Source organism: Bacillus sp. FSL R5-0512 (genome assembly GCF_038593295.1).
Taxonomy (GTDB): Bacteria; Bacillota; Bacilli; order Bacillales; family Bacillaceae; genus Bacillus; species Bacillus safensis.
The window spans coordinates 1,002,624-1,020,725 of the sequence record NZ_CP151982.1 but is presented as its reverse complement, the minus strand read 5'-3'; the positions used below and the strand labels follow the sequence as shown (position 1 = coordinate 1,020,725).

Genomic DNA, 18,102 nt, shown 5'->3' with positions numbered 1-18,102 from the left:
CCAGTCCATAATTCAGTGTCATCATCAACTTATGATGTGAAAACGAGAGAAGGTGCACGATGTATATTCATTTAGACCGTTCAAGCGCTACTCCGCTCTGGCAGCAAATCGTGACTGAGATCATTCAAAAAATTCATACACAAAAACTGCATCCTGACGATCAGTTAACACCGACAAGAGTGTTAGCACAGGAGCTTAATGTATCAAGATCAACCGTACAGCTTGCCTATGATGAGCTGCTGGCAAGAGGTTACGTGAGCACATCTAGAAGAGGTGGTACCAAGGTCATTTCAAGCGATCAATATACAGCTTCCCCTCCCTATCAAAGTGAACCGCCTTTTTCACCTCCGACAAGACCTCACTTTGAAGAAGCCGAAAAACAAATGGATCATTGGCTGTCAGCCAATCAATTTCATGAGAAGCTTGATATTGATTTTCGTCATCAGGAGCCAGCCATCGATGCACACTTTCAAAACATATGGAAGCGCTCGCTCATGAAAGCATTACAGCGATTAGATATGAAGGATTGGGGCTATTCCTCACCGCATGGATTATGGGAGGTGCGTTCAGAAATACGCCAATATTTATCTGTTGAACGCGGGATTGATGTAGAAGAAGATCAAATGGTGTTAACAGGTGGTACGCAGCAAGCCATTGATTTGATTTCACAGGTATTGCTTAAAAAAGGTGATACAGTAGCTGTTGAAGATCCAGGTTTCCCTGGGGCAAGGCTGTCGTTTATGCATCGCGAAATGAACATTCACCCCGCACCAGTTGATGAAGAAGGAATGGTGGTGAACACATTGCCCCGGCGAACAAAACTGATTGCTGTGACGCCCTCCCATCAGCGTCCAACTGGAGTATGTATGAGTGTAAACAGAAGGCAGCTGCTGCTGAAGTTTGCTGTCAGCCATCAGTCTTATATATTAGAGGATGATTTTGATGGGGATTATCGTTACCATGGCGGGCCGCTCCCTTCCCTATTTTCAGAAGCACCCGAGCATGTGATTTACATCTTAAGCTTCTCAAAAGTGCTGGCACCTGGCATCCGCCTGGCTGCCATTGTCGGCTCCAAAGCAGTCATGAAAGAAATTGCCGCACTGCAATCACTCATTCAAAGGCAGCTGCCCATTATGGAACAAATCACACTCGCTTCTTTTTTCAAAGAAGGAGAATTCACGCGGTATGTCAGGCGAATGAGACAGTTGTATAAAAAAAGACAGGCAGCCATGATGGAAGCCCTTTTGACACATCACTTTGACAAACACTTCCGTATCTACGGAACCGATACGGGCCTTCATGTCTTTTTAGAAGGAGCGCAAGACTTTGATGAAAAAGGAAGCATTGAGGCAGCAAAAGCAGCTGGCGTTGGCATTTATCCATTAAGTCCTTATTGTTTTGAAAGCAATCGAAAGGGATTACTGCTAGGATTCGCCTGTACGGACGAAAGCATGATTCAAGAGGGCGTTCGCCGTTTAAAGAAAATCCTTCACATCTAAAAAAGTCTGGAAGGTTTACTTCCAGGCTTTTTTAGGATGATTGCTGAATCTGACCTACTTCTTCAATAAATGCGGATGTCTGCTGCAAGCCATCCTGAAAATGATGGGTAGCGGAAATAAACAGCTTTTCTTGATCGGGATGCTTCAAGAGCTTTTCCACCTTACTGATCCCTTTTTCAAATGAAGCAAGGCCTGTCTTTAATTGTTGATCGGCCTTTTGGTAAGCAGCTGGAACTTCTTGATGATCAAGCCCTTTTTGAATCACACGATCAAATGCTTTCGTCGCTTCTGTCAATTTTTTATTTGTTTGGATTTTTCCATGTCCATCTGAGATAAACTGACCGGTCATATTTTCATATGCTTTATTTAACTCATCCATATAAGACTGCACCCATTGTTCATAAGCAGCTTCTTTTGTGTCTTGCTTTGAAGGCGGCTGACCTGCTTGCTGACAGGCTGCTAGTAATGTCAAAGTTAGGATAAATAGCAGCACCAAATGTGATTGTTTTTTCATACAGAGCCTCCATTTCTTTATCCCATTCGTTCATATCGGTCAAATATAAGCATCCTTTACCACATAAGATTTCTTTTATTGTAACAGACAAGCTCGTGTCTCTTCTGTGATTTATGGATAAATGAATGAAAATATGTCTAAGGATTCACATTTCCCTGTCATTTCCCAAACAACCAATAGACGACGAGACATACATATTTGGTTTCAATGAATTCTTCTTTATGATGTAGCAGCGCCTTTTTGCATTTCATTCATGCTGGATAAGAGGTCCAGCGGCTGCTCTGCCGCTGGCTTTTGACTAATATTTGTTTCGAAGCTCCCTTAATATAAAATCGTATACGAGATTGAGCTGCTGTTCTTTTGGATACAGCATAAATTCTTGTTTCTTCGGAAGACCTCCATCGAGACGATCTTGAAATTTCGTTCGGAGATATGCTGTTCGGTGCACCTGACTCTCAAATGATTTATATGAGACATCAAGTTTGACGGTTTGCTCGTTTGTAAAGGTGACCACCGTGTCTCCGAGGGATGATTCTTGGAAGGTATGAATGTATTTGTGGGAGATCCAGCCGCACTGAGGACGGTTGGATGAATAGGTTGGGAAAAAATACAGATGATTGGATGAGTCAATCACAATTGGGGGCTTGTGAGAAATTCCTGTTACTTCGTATGTTCCCGCCTTTCTGCCTGCATAGCTTGAGCCGAAGAATCTGCAGCTGCGTTCAATAATTTGCAGGGGCTTTAATTCAACGTAAAAGCTTGTCTCTCTTTCTATAACTTTTGAATATACTCTTTTTCCTTCTTCAACTGGAAGGACCGCCATTGTTGTTTGATTAATGACGTATGAATCTAAAGGTGTTTCACTAATTCCTGACACTTCATTTCCTCCTGTGTTAATATTTGGTTATTTGAGATACTATTAATCTATCACCAACATATAAGAAACGACAGGATTTTTTCAAAATTTATTAAAAATCATCTTTTTATCATATTTTTTAGTCCATTCGATCTATCGAAAAGCCATTTTTAAAGATATATCACATCCTGTCGATTGGACAATAGGTGTCGATTCTGCTCAAAAATAAATTGTCTAAAAATTATAAATTCTTGTTGATTTTTTCTCCGCCAATCCATATACTATAAAAAAGGCATCGGGGGGATTCTTTATGAAAGAGAAAAAAACGTATGCTGAGCTCATGAAGTCCCGCAACACCCAAAAAACCGAAGAAAACGGCGTCACCATTTTAGACATCTATATTCAAATGGTTTTAGATGAGGCGCTTTATAAACAGCGCTTAACCTTCCTAAGAGAAGAGATTGATAAGGCACTGGATCAGCGTGATGAAAAGCGATTCAATAACTTGTCAGCTCAATATGCAGAACACTGCTTACATCAATCATGATGATTTTACTTGCGGCAGAGAGACAGTAACTCGTCTCTTTACCGCAAGTTTTTTGTTTATCCATTTAAAATGGTCCCGCCATTCACATGCAGCATTTGTCCATTCATATAAGATGAGTCTTCGCTCGCTAAAAATAAATAACTTGGCGCAAGCTCTACTGGCTCACCAGGACGTTCCATTGGGACATCTCCGCCAAATTCAGAGACTTCTTTTTCCGTAAAGGTTGAGGGAATCAGTGGTGTCCAAATAGGACCGGGAGCTACTCCATTCACTCTAATCCCTTGTTTAATGAGCGATAAAGATAATGATCTCGTAAAGGTGACGACCGCCCCTTTTGTGGATGAATAATCGATCAATGTTTCATGCCCTTTATAGGCGGTGACAGAGGCTGTATTAATGATACTGCTTCCTTTTTTTAAATGAGGAAGAACAGCCTTTGTTAAATAAAACATGGCAAAAATATTCGTTTGAAACGTCCGAAGAAGCTGATGCGAGGTAATTTGCTCAATGCTTTTTTGCGGATGCTGTTCCCCGGCGTTATTCACCAAAATATCAATGGAACCGAAGGCATCTTTTGTTTTTTTGACGACCTCATTAGAAAAAGCCTCATCCCCTAAATCACCTGCAATTAAGATGACATGGCCTCCCGCTTTCTCAATATAGTCCTTCGTCTCCTCGGCATCACGATGTTCACTTAAGTAAACAATGGCGACATTGGCACCTTCCTTCGCAAATAAAACAGAGACTGCTCTTCCAATCCCGCTGTCTCCACCTGTCACAATGGCTGTTTTTCCTGCTAACTTTTTATTCTGCACCTCACGATCAAAGACAGGTCTAGGGTTCATTTTATATTCAAGACCCGGACGTTCATTTTGGTGCTGAGGCGGTAATGTTTTCTTCGGCTGCTTTGTTGACACGTTAGTCCACTCCTTCCTTTTATCTTGTTTATTTTTATGTGCTGGCTGCTTTTTTATGTATGACGCCCCTGTTTCCTTTCAGATGTATGATTTTCAGCATTGTGGAAAAATTATACACAACAAATCAATGGAGGCGACAACATGGAACAAGAACATAAAGGAATGGAACAGGCAAAATCGTTATGGCTGGCGGATAGTCAGAAGCATTCTTTTCCTGCTGTCAGTGAAGATCTCACAGCAGATGTGATCATTGTCGGCGGCGGTATTACCGGTATCGCTGCGGCGTTTGAAATGACAGAGCGAGGACTAGATGTGATCATCATTGATGCCGAACAATTGCTGCAAGGCACGACCGGACACACAACGGCTAAAATCACCTCACAGCATGATGTGTACTATTATGAGCTGATTCAACAAATTGGGATGCCAAAAGCACGTTTGTATGTAGAAGCAAATGAGAAAGCAAAAGACCTCATCCAAGCTCGTATCAAAGAGCACGACATTGATTGTCAGCTAGAGATAAAAGATGCTTACCTTTATACAAAGGAAGAAAGCGGTGTAAAAAAGTTAAAGAAGGAATTAGATGCCTACAAACAGCTTGGTATTGACCGGGAATGGAAAACAAAGCTTCCTTTTGACGGTGACATCAAAGCAGCACTTGCGATGACCAATCAGGCACAGTTTCATCCCCTTCATTATCTCAATGCGCTAATCGACAAGCTCCTAGAGCGAGGTGTACGTATCTTTGAACAAACAACCGCTGTTGATGTAAAAGAAGGGAACCGCCCTGCTGTCGTCACAAAAAGCGGACATCATTTGACAGGGCGCTATGTCATTTCATGCTCACACTTTCCTTTTTATGATGGAAAAGGACTTTATTTCACCCGTATTCATCCAGAGCAATCCTATGTCGTAGCAGCTAAAACAACCAAACCACTCCCAGACGGAATGTACTTAGGAATTGACCAGCCTGCTCACTCTTTAAGAACGGCAGAATGGGACGGAGAAGAAGTAGTCCTCATCGGAGGAGAAGGCCATAAAACAGGACAAGGCGGAGATGAATCCGCTCACTATGAAGGACTAGAAACGTTTGGAGATGCCACCCTTGGAATAGAAGAAGTGCTGTATCGATGGTCGACACACGATATGGTCACAATGGATCAAATCCCTTACATTGGCCGCCTGACCAAACACCACCAGAATATCTTTGTAGCAACCGGCTTTAGAAAATGGGGCATGACCACAAGCCACGTCGCAGCCACTCTTACCGGTGATTTAATTGAAGGTAAATCGAATCCATACGAATCAATCTTTACGCCATCAAGACCTGTTACTGACTCTTTCGTCAAAGATTTCGTTAAAGAAAATGCCAATGTCGCTGCCAAGCTGATCAGTGGTAAATTCAAACGAACTGATCAAACAATCGATGATTTAAAACCAGGTGAGGGCGGCATTATCTCGTATGAACATAAAAAGTGCGGCGCCTATAAATCAGAGGATGGGAATGTCTTTCTAGTCGATACAACGTGCACTCACCTAGGCTGTGAAGTGGCTTGGAATAATAGTGACCGCACTTGGGACTGTCCGTGTCACGGTTCACGTTTTTCCATTACTGGAGAAGTAGTAGAAGGCCCTGCTAAAAAACCACTAAAAAGGTCATATAAAGAACAGTAAAATTTCACTCGTCCCCCCCTTTAAAAAATCCAATATTATCCGATAAAAAACATAAAGTCTGATATTTTTGATGATTATGGGGGGACAAACACATTGTTATTTAAAAAAGAACCGAAAAGAAAAAACACTGCTTTTTTCACACAGCAGGATGATGGGATAAAACGAATCAACTTCTCGAACAATACGGACATCGCGAAACAAATCAAAATGATTGACCTGACGCAGCATGACCTATTGATATTAAAGCAGCTCAATCCAATTGTTCAGGATGATATTGCACATATTGTTGATAAGTTTTATAAAAATTTAGAAGTCGAGTCTTCCTTGATGCATATCATTCAAGACAATAGTTCTGTCGATCGTTTGAAAAAAACACTCCGCATTCATATTAGCGAAATGTTTGCAGGCGTGATTGACGAAGCCTATGTGGCAAAACGCATTAAAATTGCGCAAGTTCATTTACGGATTGGACTCCAGCCTAAATGGTACATGGCAGCATTCCAAGACCTTCTGCTATCCATTATGGATTTATTCGCTAACCATATCCAAGATTTCAAAGAATATCAGACAGCGGTCAAAGCGACGACGAAAATTTTAAATTTAGAGCAGCAGCTTGTCCTAGATACATTCCAAAATGAATATTCTAAAATTCGTGATGAAGCAGAAGAGCAGCAGCAAGAGCTTCATACAAAAATCACAGAGACTTCAAATTCGCTTGCTTCGCTCTTCTCAAACACAACAAGTGCGGTCGACAAGCTTGTCTCAAAATCGGATGAGATGGCGGACATGTCACAAGCTGGAACACAAATTTCAGCACAGGTCGAAGAAAAATCAATCGGCGGTAAAAAAGAATTAGAAATTCAGCAAACACAAATGAATCAGATTGATGGCAGCATGACGAAGATTGAAACAGAAATTAAGCGTCTTGAGGAAATCGCCAAACAAATTGAACAAATCTTTGGGATTGTCACAGGCATTGCAGAGCAGACGAACTTGTTATCTTTAAATGCTTCAATCGAATCTGCACGAGCAGGAGAACATGGAAAAGGCTTTGCTGTCGTTGCAAACGAGGTGCGCAAATTATCAGAGGACACAAAGAAAACGGTTTCAACTGTATCTGAACTTGTCAACAATACCAATTCACAAATCGCCATTGTCTCTCAGCACATTGCGGACGTGAATTTACTTGTGACAGACAGTAAAGAAAAAATGACACAAATCAATTCACTCTTCGATGATATCGTCAGCAGCATGAACTTAAGCAAAAACCAAAACGGAAAAATTGAAATTGACCTTCAGACTTTCCTTAACGAATTGAAGGAAGTCAAACAAACGGTGTCTCAAGTTGCAAGCTCCGTCGAATCCTTAACAAGCCTGACAAATCGCTAATACAGTCTTTTTTCTTCTGCTTTAGTATAATAGAAGAAAAGATAGAAAAGGCGGGATTTGATTGACAACAATTTGCCTAGTCAGACACGGGGAAACAGATTGGAATGCAGCGAAACGAATTCAAGGACGAACAGATATCCCTTTAAACGACACAGGTAAATGGCAGGCTGAACAAACTGGACTTTACTTAAAGGATGTCCATTGGGATGTTGTCATTTCCAGTCCACTAACAAGGGCAAAAGAAACGGCACACTTGATTTTAAAACATGTCCATGCCCCACTTGTCATCATGGATGATTTCATTGAACGAGATTACGGTGACGCTGAAGGCATGTCGTTTGAGGAGCGGCAAAAGCTGTTTCCAGATAAACAGTATCCAAATATGGAACCAATTGAGACGATTCAAAACCGAATGCTAGAAGGTATTGAGAAAATCAGAGCCGCCTATCCAGATCAACATGTCCTGATCGTGGCTCACGGAGCTGCTATCCATGCTTTACTCACCACTTTGGCAGATGAACATATGGGTCTACAGAACACGAGACTTGTTAATGCTTGCTTAAATTATGTGGAATGGTCAGATGGTAAATGGAAGGTCCGTGATTACAACGTGGTCAGCCATTTAACTCAATCCGCCCCTTCTTAAAGAGCCTGTTATCTGAGCAGGTTCTTTTTTATGGCAAAAACAATGATAAAATAATATTTTTTTATATCGAAATTCGAAATAGATGCTAGACGATTCTACCTATTTTATGGCTTTTCGGGTATCGAATATTTAACCGGAAATGGATCATGAGAAAAAAAGCACACTCCCTTTTTAATAGAACATCGCTGAAATGATAGAATAAACATATTTTACCACCAGTTCCAAGTGACTTAATTCCCCAATTTTCGCTAGGACTTTCACAAAAATTCGGGTCTACTCTTATTTGCCTACTTCCCTTAAACTGAATATACAGAATAATCAAACGGTTCATTCTTATAGACTACGGATGATTATTCTGAAATAAGAAAAAAGGGATGTGGAATGTGCGTGAAAAAGAAAAATGTGATGACAAGTGTTTTATTGGCTGTCCCTCTTCTGTTTTCAGCAGGGTTTGGAGGATCCATGGCAAATGCCGAAACGGTCTCCAAAACAGATAGTGAAAAAAGCTATATTGTTGGTTTTAAAGCCTCTGCCACCACAAACAGCTCTAAGAAACAAGCTGTCATTCAAAATGGTGGAAAACTAGAAAAACAATACCGCCTCATTAATGCTGCACAAGTGAAAATGTCCGAACAAGCCGCCAAGAAACTTGAACATGACCCTAGCATTGCTTACGTAGAAGAAGACCATAAAGCAGAAGCATATGCACAAACCGTCCCTTATGGAATCCCTCAAATCAAAGCTCCAGCTGTACACGCTCAAGGTTATAAAGGTGCTAATGTCAAAGTAGCTGTCCTTGATACTGGAATCCACGCTGCACACCCTGACTTAAATGTTGCAGGCGGTGCGAGCTTCGTCCCTTCAGAGCCAAATGCCACCCAAGACTTTCAATCACATGGAACTCACGTAGCAGGAACCATTGCTGCCCTTGATAACACAATTGGTGTTCTTGGGGTCGCTCCAAGCGCTTCCCTATATGCTGTGAAAGTATTAGACCGTAATGGCGACGGACAATACAGCTGGATTATTAGCGGTATTGAATGGGCTGTAGCGAATAACATGGATGTCATCAATATGAGCTTAGGCGGACCAAACGGCTCCACAGCGCTTAAAAATGCTGTTGACACAGCGAATAACCGCGGAGTAGTTGTCGTTGCCGCAGCAGGAAATTCAGGTTCATTTGGCTCTACTAGCACCGTTGGCTATCCAGCAAAATACGATTCTACAATTGCTGTTGCCAATGTAAACAGTAACAATGTCAGAAACTCATCTTCTAGCGCAGGTCCTGAATTAGATGTTTCTGCACCTGGTACTTCTATTTTAAGTACAGTGCCAAGCAGTGGATACACTTCTTATACTGGAACATCTATGGCGTCTCCTCATGTAGCAGGAGCAGCAGCGCTTATCCTTTCTAAGTATCCGAATCTATCAACTTCTCAGGTTCGCCAGCGCTTAGAAAACACTGCAACACCGCTTGGTGACTCATTCTATTACGGAAAAGGGTTAATCAACGTTCAAGCGGCTTCTAACTAATCCAAATGTGATAATAAAAATCCGGCTGATCCAGCCGGATTTTATTTATTCCTGCTTTTTCGGCGTTTTCTCTTTTTCCGCTGCTTTTTCCATATCCATAATTCTTTCCATCATGGTCGGGTGTCCATAGCGGAAAATCTTCACTAGAAATGGTGGATTCACCTGGGAGAGCCCTGATTTTGCAAGCTTTTGAAAAGACGTTACGCCTGCATTCCCGTCTTTTGTCATGTTCACCGCATATTCGTCGGCTGCCCGTTCTTGATGCCTTGACACTGCATTTGTAAAAGGTGAAGCTGCAAATGACAGCATGGATACGATGATTAAAAGAAGCGGAAGAGCGGCGATGTCGTTAGACACCTTGAGTCGAAATGAGGCTGCTCCTTTTTGATAAAGATAAAAATAAAGACGGTCGATTACAAAAAATCCGGCCAGTGACAGCACTAAATATCCTGCTAACCCGATATACACATGCTTCATCACGTAATGTCCCATCTCATGCGCCATGATAAATAAAATTTCGCGGTCTTTCAGCTTTTGCAGTGTTGTATCCCATAAAACAATACGCTTATTTTCACCTATTCCGGTGACATATGCGTTCATCGTGTTCGTTTTCTCAGACATATTGACCTCATATACATGATCTGCCGGAATATGCGCTTTGTCTGCCAGCGTTAATATCTTCTTCTCTAGGGCTTGATCCTTTAGTGGATAAAAATTGTTATATAACGGATCAATGACGACCGGCTGTATAAAGAAGAGAAACAGCGTAACTGGGACTGTCAAACACCACGCATACAGCCACCAGCGCTTTCTTCTCTTTTGAATCAGCCAAAAGAACACAATAGCACAAAGGGCAAGGAGCGGATATTGAATCCAAAAATCCAGTGTTTGATCTTTCAACCAGCTTGCCGTACTTTGTGAAGATACTCCGTAGTGTAAAGACAGCTGATAGCCAATCCATTTAATTGGGAATGAAATGATCATTGTTAAAAGTGACAGCACAAACACATACACAAGTTTGCTTAAAAACTTGAAACGGGCTGCTGCCAAGCTCCAGTCTGCTATTTTCCGTGAAAACCCTGAAATGAGCAAAAGAAAAAAGACATACCAATCTAATGGGATGGTTATGAAATACAGCAGGTTCCGTATGTTCGAGAAATTCTCACTGATCACAAGCTCATGGCTTGTCATAAAAGTATGCGGATCTGCACTTGTCTCTTTTATACTTTCAGGTACCGATGAATCCCCCATTAGAAACAAATACGAATAAATAAAAAGACCGTACAATATGTATGCTACCGTTACAAGAGCTATCCATTTACGTACTCGCACAGGTCAGCCTCCTTTCCATCCCTCTCTCTATTCTAGTCGCGCATTTTTTCGTTTAGAACCTGTCTCATGTGGCTCCATCATAGCATGCCCCATCTGAAAAAGCTTTCGCGAAAAAAATGATTATGCGGCTCAAAAATCGGAGAAGCTACATGTAAAACAGTAAGTTGGAGGATCAAAATGAAGAAAATCCTTGCAGGAGTTGTGATTTTTGGACTTTTATTAATCACTTTCTTTTATGTGTTCAGCCGGACGAGCGACATCTTTGATGAGAATCGAGCAGAAAAATTGCTGCTCTCACCTGCGAATGAATCAATCTCTTATGAAATAGATGATAAGGACACAGCAGAAGATTTAATTGAAGAATTAAATAAAGGCAAACAAACAAGCAATCATCTCAAGAAAAATTTAAAAAAGCCTGATTATATCGCCAAGGTGATGTTCGGACGAACAAACGGCACCACCTTCCAGCTTTGGACCAACCGATCACAGGTCGTTTTTTTAGTTGATGGAACGTTTTATGAACTGAATCAAAAACAGTCGAATTCTTTTCAGAGACAGTTAAAAGAAGCCATTCAAAAGAGCTAAAATAAAATGTCTTTGAGAGAAAACCTTGAATTGCGGGGATTTGTAAGGGAGCCTCCTCATCAGAGACTCCCTTTTTTTATTTACTTTCTTCTGCTTGATACTTTTCTCTTAGCGCTCTTCTTAAAATTTTACCAGTTGTGTTTTTAGGAATATCATCTATGAAATGGATCGTTTGGGGCTGCTTATATTTTACTAAATAGCGTGAACAATGTGTGATGATGTCTTCTTGATTGATGTGAGCATGTTTCTTAGGGGAAATGTAACAGACGACTGCCTCTCCTGTGTTTGGGTCTGGCACACCGATGACAACGGCTTCTGCTACACCTTCATGTTGATATAGTACTTCTTCTACTTCTCTTGGATATACATTATAACCGCCAACAAGAATCATATCCTTTTTCCGATCGACAATGTAAATATATCCGTCTTCATCTCTTCTCGCCAAATCGCCAGTATACAGCCAGCCGTCTCTTAGTGCAGCTTCCGTATCTTCTGGCATTTGATAATAGCCTTTCATGATGTTTGGCCCTTTTGCTATCAGCTCTCCGACTTCATTAGGACCGACTTCTTCTCCAAGTTCATTCACAATTTTATTCTTCACATTCATAATGTCAGTTCCGACAGAACCCGGTTTTCTTTTTCCGTCAAGAGGATTGAATGCAGTCACTGGAGATGCCTCTGATAACCCATAGCCCTCAAGGACCGTAACTCCGAACTTTTTCTCAAAGCCATGCAGTAAGGCAACAGGCATTGAGGCACCGCCTGATATACAGATCCTCACAGATGACATCGCTTCATTATGCCCCTCCTGTCGGTACAAATAGTTATACATGGTGGGCACACCAACAAATAGCGTTGGCTTCTCTTTTTCCATCATGCGCAAAAGCTCTGACGGGCTGAAATGCGGCAAGACATAAATCGTCGCGCCATGATTCAACGGCGCATTCATACAGACTGTTAAACAAAATACATGGAACATTGGCAAAGCGGCAATGACCTTGTCCTTTTTATCAATCGATAAATACTCAGCGACATCTCTGGCATTTGAATAAAGGTTGAAATGAGTCAGCATGGCACCTTTTGGTTTTCCTGTCGTGCCAGATGTAAATAAAATAACAGCGGTATCATCTGGCTGAATGGAAGGGTGTACGTTTTCATTCGCAGCACCTGTCACAAGCTTTCCAAAGAAAACAAGCCGATCAGATACTTCCTTGAAGCTTGATCTGCACGCCGCTTCATTTTCTGCACAAATAATGACTCTTTCAATGGAAGGAAGCTGCTCATACACCTGCTCGTACACTGGCAGAAGCTGTTCAGGCGCAACAATCCCTTTAACATCACCTGTGATGAGCATATATCCAATTTCACTAGGTGTGTATGTTGGGTTAATAGGCACAACGACAAGCCCTGCCTTTAATGCGCCAAAAAAAGAAATGACAAAATGCGGTGAATTTCCTAAAATAAGCGCGATATGATCCCCGGCTTGAAACCCTTCGCTCACTAATCCATCTGCAAAACGCTCGATACTTGTCATCAGCTCTCGATAGGTCCACTTCTTTCCTTCAAAGATCAATGCGATATTTTCTCCCTTCGTCATCGCTGTCTGCTGAAGATTTTTAATCAAATCCATTCTCCCACCCCTTACATGTCATCAATGAATGAATGACCATTCATTTTATGGCCGAACATTCCTCCTTTCTATTATAATCGACAATCGAAAAAATCCACAAGATCAAATGTAAATCGCTTTCATTTCCTTCAATCAAAAAAGCACTGCTATGCCTAGCAGTGCTTTCCCGCGATTAATAAATCAAATCAAGAAAATCCTCTTTTGATACGTTGCCGAAATAGTGACGCATGTCCATATCTTCTAAGACGTCACTGATCGTTTTACGATCATATTGCTGGCCAATGAGCCGCTTCTCAATATCGGCAATATCTCCTACGCCAAAGAAATCACCAAAGATTTTGCAATCCTGGATCATCCCTTTTTTCACTTCTAATCGCAAATCAATGGAGCCTGCAGGGAATCTCTTAGAATGCTGCAAATTAAATCTCGGTGAACGGCCATAGTTCCATTCCCATTTTTGATAGCGATCTCGGGAAATCTCGTGAATCTTTTCCCAATCCTTTTCAGTCAGACGATATTGAGGCACGTCCCCATTTGTATCAAAAATGTAGCTTAAAAGAATTTTTCTAAACTCTTCTGTTGTCATTTTTTGATCCATCAGTTCACTAATATTGGCAACCCTGCTTCTAATTGATTTGATGCCTTTTGATTCAATCTTTTCTTTTTTCACATTTAAAGCCGAAACGACATGTTCAATTTCTGAATCAAATAGCAGTGTGCCGTGGCTGAAAATACGTCCTCTTGTTGCGAACTGGGCATTTCCAGAAATTTTACGTCCATCTGCCATGATGTCATTTCTGCCGCTCAATTCAGCTTTAACGCCTAGCTTTTCAAGCGCTTTGATAACTGGCTCTGTGAACTTTTTAAAGTTATGAAAGCTGTCTCCATCATCTTTTGTGATAAAGCTGAAGTTTAAGTTTCCTTTGTCATGGTAAACTGCACCACCGCCGGATAAGCGGCGCACGACTTTGATTCCATTGTCTTCCACATACTTTGTGTTGATTTCTTCTATTGTATTTTGGTTCTTTCCAATAATGATCGACGGCTGATTGATGTAAAACAGCAAATATGTTTCTTCTGGATCTAAATATTTTAAGCAATATTCTTCAATTGCCAAATTAATCATTGGATCATAATGTTGTTCGTTATCGATAAACAGCATCTCTATCTTCCTTCCTTGTTCCATCTAAGCCCTGAATGGGCAAGCTGTATACTGCCAGTATATAACGCCTGTGCTTCATTGACTAGGTCTTTATGACGGCCAAAATGGGGCAGATGGGTGATGATGAGTTCCCCAACATTTGCTTCTTTTGCAATCTTCCCTACTTCCGTACTGTTCATATGTCCGGCACCTGATCCATCTTGTCCAGCGTAAAAATTGCTTTCGGCAATGAGCAGATCTGCCCCCTTGCTAAATGGAATAAATGCCTCCTGATAGCTTGAGTCTGCTGTATACACCACCACAGCATCCTCTGCCTGAATTCTCATCGCATAGCATTCTGCCGGATGAACCGTTTTCAAAAAATCAATTTGAAAGGGTCCGAGTTGAATCCCTTCTTCCGGCTGATAAGGCTTTGCCTTTGTATGTACATCATCAGAAAGCCGCCCAAATGCTTCTTGATCACCAGTATGTCCATAGATCGGAAGCGGGCCGCTGCTTTTTCCTAAATGATATCCCACTAGCTTCGCATATTGGAGTGGTCCGATATCAGCAATATGATCGTGGTGATAATGAGAAAGGAGAACAGCATCTAGTTCTTCTATATCAATGTATTGCTGCAGCTTTGAAAGAACACCGCTTCCGCAGTCTACAAGAAGACGAAAGCCATTTGATTCAAAAAGGTAGCCTGATGTCGCTTCACCAGCTGCCGGAAACCCTCCATAGCATCCAATCACGGTTAAGTTCATCATCATTTTTCCCTCCTTTTCTAAAAATCCCCTTCTTACAATATACCCATTTTTCAAGGAAAAAGCATTCTTCCTGCCTATTGTTACAAAACAGATTGACAATTATTAATCTGTTATAATACAATAATAGCAACAAATCGTATTGGAGGATGACAAATGCTAGGAAAAATCACAGAGTTTTTTAGAAATTTGCCCTCAAAGAAATGCACAAAATGTGGAAATGATTTAATGGAACAGCACGAGTGTTACGGTAATGAATGTGAGGAATGCTCACAAGTAAGTTATCTTAAATAAGGAAATAAATTGAATAAAAAAGCACTTTTTTCCTCCGTCATCAGTTGGAGTCAAAGGTGCTTTTTATTTTTTCTGAAAAATAGGTAAAAAGGTAAAACCCTCGTCACAAAAGGGTTTTTTAGTATTTTCATATGATGACTTTTAGTTCTGAAGGCACTTTTTATTGACTCGAAACAATGGAGGGGGTTCTAAATGTCTATTTTTTCTAATAATTTTGTATTTTCTTAATATAATTTAATCGTGGACGAACCTCTTTAAATTTAGTTATACTTTAATTCATATATTAAAACTTAATATGGTGGGAATATTCCTTTAATGAATATGTTAGGGAGGAAATCTATGAAAAAATTAAAATTTGGATTGGCTACTCAAATCCTAATCGGTCTTATTCTCGGTGTTGTTGTTGGGGCAATCTTTTTCGGTAACCCAGGTGTCGAGACATACTTAAAACCAATTGGAGACTTCTTCTTAAGGCTCATCAAGATGATTGTCATACCAATTGTCGTATCCAGCTTAATTTTAGGTGTTGCAGGTGCGGGTGATGGTAAAAAAGTAGGGAAACTAGGTTTTAGAACCATTCTTTATTTTGAAATTATCACAACATTTGCGATTGTCCTTGGTCTTGTGCTTGCAAACTTTGTACAGCCTGGTGCAGGCGTTGACTTTGGAAATACGGAAAAGCAAGATATTAGCCAGTATGTTGAAACGGAAAAAGAGCAAAGCGGCAAATCAGTTGCTGATACGTTCCTTCATATCGTTCCAACGAACTTCTTCCAATCATTGGCGGAAGGTGATTTGCTTGCGATTATTTTCTTCACTGTGCTATTTGCACTTGGCGTTTCAGCGATTGGCGAACGCGGTAAACCAGTGCTCGCCTTCTTCGAGGGTGTATCACATGCCATGTTCCATGTCGTCAATGTTGTGATGAAAGCTGCACCATTTGGTGTATTTGCACTCATTGGTGTGACCGTATCAAAATTTGGTCTTGAATCTCTCATTTCATTAGGTAAGCTTGTAGGTCTTGTTTATTTTGCGCTCGCTCTCTTCCTTATCGTTGTATTCGGAATTATCGGAAAGATGATTGGCGTCAATATTTTCAGATTTCTTGCTTACATGAAAGACGAAATGCTTCTTGCCTTTAGTACATCCAGCTCTGAAACAGTTTTACCAAGAGTCATGGATAAAATGGAGCGCATCGGATGTCCAAAAGGAATTGTTTCGTTCGTTATCCCAATCGGTTATACGTTTAATCTGGACGGCTCCGTCTTGTATCAAGCCATTGCTGCGCTTTTCCTTGCACAGGTATATGGCATTGACCTCACGATCGTCCAGCAGCTTACACTAGTTCTTGTGCTGATGGTAACATCTAAAGGAATGGCTGCCGTTCCTGGTACTTCATTTGTTGTATTACTCGCGACATTAGGAACGATCGGTGTACCTGCTGAAGGTCTTGCATTTATTGCAGGTGTGGACCGTATTATGGATATGGCACGGACTGTTGTCAACTTAACAGGAAATGCACTTGCAGCTGTTGTCATGTCTAAATGGGAAGGGCAGTATGACCCTGAAAAAGGACATCGTGTGATGACTGGACAAGAGGCACCTGAGCCAACACAGCTTTCAAGCTAACCAAAAAGAACCCCATCTATCAGGGGTTCTTTTTTTATGCTGTGATTAATGGTGATTGAACATAGTAGTAAAGGATATCCGCTGTATGGACAAGTGAATCTTCATGTGTTCTTTCAAAAGCATGCGAGGAATCTATACCAGGACCAATCAGTCCATGAATGATATCATGCCCTGCTCTAATGGCTGCTGATGCATCAGAGCCATAATAAGGGTAGATATCAAGGCGGTAATCAATGTTGTTCTCTTCTGCTAATGCAGCTAAATGCTTGCGTAATCCATAGTGATAAGGGCCGCTCGAATCCTTTACACAAATCGATACACTGTATTCATCTGTCGATTGACCGTCACCGATGGCACCCATATCTACAGCGAGATATTCCACTGTTTCTTCTGGAATATTCGAGTTTCCGCCGTAGCCAATCTCTTCATTATTGGAAATTAAAAAATGCGTTGTATGCGGCAATGTGATGTTTTCCTTTTGAATCCGGTGGATGAGCCGCAAAAGCAGCGCAACACTTGCCTTATCATCAAGATGTCTTGATTTAATAAACCCTGAAGATGTCACTTCCACTCTCGGATCAAATGAAATAAAGTCCCCTACTTGAATGCCAAGTGCTTTGACATCGTCTGCATTTTTCACCTTTTCATCGAGACGAATCTCCATATTTTCTTGGTTTCGTTTCGCTTTTCCAGCATCCGCATAAACGTGAACGGATGTTTGATGCATAAGAATGGTCCCTGTGTATGTATAGCCTGATGCTGTTTCAATTTCACAATATTCGCCTTCAATTGAGTTATATTGAAAGCCTCCAATGAGTGCAAGACGAAGCCGTCCATTTGATTTAATTTCCTTAACCATCGCACCGAGCGTATCGACATGCGCTGTCAGCATGCGGTGTTCTTTGTCATCTGTTCCTTTGATTGTGGCAATTAATCCGCCTTTTCGATTTCGTTTTGTCTCAATATTTAAATCTTGTAAAAAACGTTCAACAAAGCCGATCACTTTTTCCGTATTTCCTGATGGACTTGGGATTGATACGAGCTTTTGAATCAGCTGAACGGTTTCGTTTACTTCAGTTGTCATTCGGCATTTCCTCCTTTGTCTGAAAGCAATTCCTTCCATGTATGCCTTTTTCAGCATCTCTTCTT

Annotated in this window: 17 protein-coding genes; 9 read left to right on the top strand and 8 right to left on the bottom strand. The window is 41.1% G+C overall.

The features are described from left to right. Positions 1–59 precede the first annotated feature (59 nt). Positions 60–1,499 (top strand): PLP-dependent aminotransferase family protein, encoded by a 1,440-nt coding sequence (locus NSQ25_RS05110; RefSeq protein WP_034282181.1) that lies wholly within the window; start codon positions 60–62, stop codon positions 1,497–1,499. 31 nt (positions 1,500–1,530) lie between these two features. On the opposite strand, the gene NSQ25_RS05105 is transcribed toward NSQ25_RS05110, so the two are convergent. Continuing rightward, on the bottom strand, positions 1,531–2,013 hold the full coding sequence (locus NSQ25_RS05105) for a hypothetical protein (protein ID WP_070325675.1): 483 nt from the start codon (positions 2,011–2,013) through the stop codon (positions 1,531–1,533). Positions 2,014–2,311: 298 nt separating this feature from the next. Next, positions 2,312–2,890 (bottom strand): competence protein ComK, encoded by a 579-nt coding sequence (locus NSQ25_RS05100; RefSeq protein WP_034282183.1) that lies wholly within the window; start codon positions 2,888–2,890, stop codon positions 2,312–2,314. Between the two features lie 289 nt (positions 2,891–3,179). Between NSQ25_RS05100 and NSQ25_RS05095 the strand changes: the two genes are divergently transcribed. Beyond that, the gene (locus NSQ25_RS05095) at positions 3,180–3,416 is read left to right on the top strand and encodes an IDEAL domain-containing protein (protein WP_087977005.1); all 237 of its coding nucleotides are present in this window, start codon (positions 3,180–3,182) and stop codon (positions 3,414–3,416) included. A gap of 56 nt (positions 3,417–3,472) precedes the next feature. Here NSQ25_RS05095 and NSQ25_RS05090 read toward each other — a convergent pair whose 3' ends face one another. Further along, the gene (locus NSQ25_RS05090; protein WP_144496553.1) at positions 3,473–4,333 is read right to left on the bottom strand and encodes an SDR family oxidoreductase; all 861 of its coding nucleotides are present in this window, start codon (positions 4,331–4,333) and stop codon (positions 3,473–3,475) included. A 141-nt stretch (positions 4,334–4,474) separates the two neighbouring features. Between NSQ25_RS05090 and NSQ25_RS05085 the strand changes: the two genes are divergently transcribed. From NSQ25_RS05085 to NSQ25_RS05070, 4 genes are all read left to right on the top strand, one after another. Further along, positions 4,475–6,007 carry an FAD-dependent oxidoreductase gene (locus NSQ25_RS05085; RefSeq protein ID WP_326136613.1) on the top strand — a complete coding sequence of 511 codons (1,533 nt, stop codon included), beginning with the start codon at positions 4,475–4,477 and terminating at the stop codon, positions 6,005–6,007. A 93-nt stretch (positions 6,008–6,100) separates the two neighbouring features. Then, on the top strand, positions 6,101–7,396 hold the full coding sequence (locus tag NSQ25_RS05080) for a globin-coupled sensor protein (RefSeq protein ID WP_024426546.1): 1,296 nt from the start codon (positions 6,101–6,103) through the stop codon (positions 7,394–7,396). A 61-nt stretch (positions 7,397–7,457) separates the two neighbouring features. After that, complete coding sequence (locus tag NSQ25_RS05075; RefSeq protein ID WP_326136614.1) at positions 7,458–8,042, top strand: histidine phosphatase family protein; 585 nt, start codon at positions 7,458–7,460, stop codon at positions 8,040–8,042. A 387-nt stretch (positions 8,043–8,429) separates the two neighbouring features. After that, complete coding sequence (locus tag NSQ25_RS05070; protein ID WP_034282323.1) at positions 8,430–9,575, top strand: S8 family peptidase; 1,146 nt, start codon at positions 8,430–8,432, stop codon at positions 9,573–9,575. A 45-nt stretch (positions 9,576–9,620) separates the two neighbouring features. On the opposite strand, the gene NSQ25_RS05065 is transcribed toward NSQ25_RS05070, so the two are convergent. Then, positions 9,621–10,907, bottom strand: a complete 1,287-nt coding sequence (locus NSQ25_RS05065) for a M48 family metallopeptidase (protein WP_034282187.1) — start codon at positions 10,905–10,907, stop codon at positions 9,621–9,623. Between the two features lie 177 nt (positions 10,908–11,084). On the opposite strand from NSQ25_RS05065, the gene NSQ25_RS05060 reads away from it, so the two are divergent. Beyond that, positions 11,085–11,492 carry a sporulation protein gene (locus NSQ25_RS05060; protein ID WP_326136616.1) on the top strand — a complete coding sequence of 136 codons (408 nt, stop codon included), beginning with the start codon at positions 11,085–11,087 and terminating at the stop codon, positions 11,490–11,492. A 76-nt stretch (positions 11,493–11,568) separates the two neighbouring features. Here NSQ25_RS05060 and NSQ25_RS05055 read toward each other — a convergent pair whose 3' ends face one another. From NSQ25_RS05055 to NSQ25_RS05045, 3 genes are all read right to left on the bottom strand, one after another. After that, positions 11,569–13,122 (bottom strand): fatty acid--CoA ligase family protein, encoded by a 1,554-nt coding sequence (locus NSQ25_RS05055; protein ID WP_326136617.1) that lies wholly within the window; start codon positions 13,120–13,122, stop codon positions 11,569–11,571. 172 nt (positions 13,123–13,294) lie between these two features. After that, positions 13,295–14,284: a lipoate--protein ligase gene (locus NSQ25_RS05050; protein WP_326136619.1), complete on the bottom strand. Its 990-nt coding sequence runs from the start codon at positions 14,282–14,284 to the stop codon at positions 13,295–13,297. Between the two features lie 2 nt (positions 14,285–14,286). Next, on the bottom strand, positions 14,287–15,030 hold the full coding sequence (locus tag NSQ25_RS05045) for an MBL fold metallo-hydrolase (RefSeq protein ID WP_326136665.1): 744 nt from the start codon (positions 15,028–15,030) through the stop codon (positions 14,287–14,289). Between the two features lie 156 nt (positions 15,031–15,186). Here NSQ25_RS05045 and yhfH point away from each other — a divergent pair, with 156 nt between their 5' ends. After that, the gene (yhfH, locus tag NSQ25_RS05040) at positions 15,187–15,324 is read left to right on the top strand and encodes a protein YhfH (RefSeq protein WP_008359029.1); all 138 of its coding nucleotides are present in this window, start codon (positions 15,187–15,189) and stop codon (positions 15,322–15,324) included. A gap of 339 nt (positions 15,325–15,663) precedes the next feature. After that, on the top strand, positions 15,664–16,953 hold the full coding sequence (locus NSQ25_RS05035) for a cation:dicarboxylase symporter family transporter (RefSeq protein ID WP_326136620.1): 1,290 nt from the start codon (positions 15,664–15,666) through the stop codon (positions 16,951–16,953). Between the two features lie 34 nt (positions 16,954–16,987). On the opposite strand, the gene NSQ25_RS05030 is transcribed toward NSQ25_RS05035, so the two are convergent. Further along, on the bottom strand, positions 16,988–18,037 hold the full coding sequence (locus NSQ25_RS05030) for a M42 family metallopeptidase (protein WP_326136621.1): 1,050 nt from the start codon (positions 18,035–18,037) through the stop codon (positions 16,988–16,990). Between the last annotated feature and the right edge of the window lie 65 nt (positions 18,038–18,102).

Coding starts and splice junctions, on each gene's coding strand:
- NSQ25_RS05110 (WP_034282181.1), top strand. CDS start 60: ATGTATATTCATTTAGACCGTTCAAGCGCTACTCCGCTCTGGCAGCAA.
- NSQ25_RS05105 (WP_070325675.1), bottom strand. CDS start 2,013: ATGAAAAAACAATCACATTTGGTGCTGCTATTTATCCTAACTTTGACA.
- NSQ25_RS05095 (WP_087977005.1), top strand. CDS start 3,180: ATGAAAGAGAAAAAAACGTATGCTGAGCTCATGAAGTCCCGCAACACC.
- NSQ25_RS05085 (WP_326136613.1), top strand. CDS start 4,475: ATGGAACAAGAACATAAAGGAATGGAACAGGCAAAATCGTTATGGCTG.
- NSQ25_RS05060 (WP_326136616.1), top strand. CDS start 11,085: ATGAAGAAAATCCTTGCAGGAGTTGTGATTTTTGGACTTTTATTAATC.
- NSQ25_RS05055 (WP_326136617.1), bottom strand. CDS start 13,122: ATGGATTTGATTAAAAATCTTCAGCAGACAGCGATGACGAAGGGAGAA.
- NSQ25_RS05050 (WP_326136619.1), bottom strand. CDS start 14,284: ATGCTGTTTATCGATAACGAACAACATTATGATCCAATGATTAATTTG.
- NSQ25_RS05045 (WP_326136665.1), bottom strand. CDS start 15,030: ATGAACTTAACCGTGATTGGATGCTATGGAGGGTTTCCGGCAGCTGGT.
- yhfH (WP_008359029.1), top strand. CDS start 15,187: ATGCTAGGAAAAATCACAGAGTTTTTTAGAAATTTGCCCTCAAAGAAA.
- NSQ25_RS05035 (WP_326136620.1), top strand. CDS start 15,664: ATGAAAAAATTAAAATTTGGATTGGCTACTCAAATCCTAATCGGTCTT.
- NSQ25_RS05030 (WP_326136621.1), bottom strand. CDS start 18,037: ATGACAACTGAAGTAAACGAAACCGTTCAGCTGATTCAAAAGCTCGTA.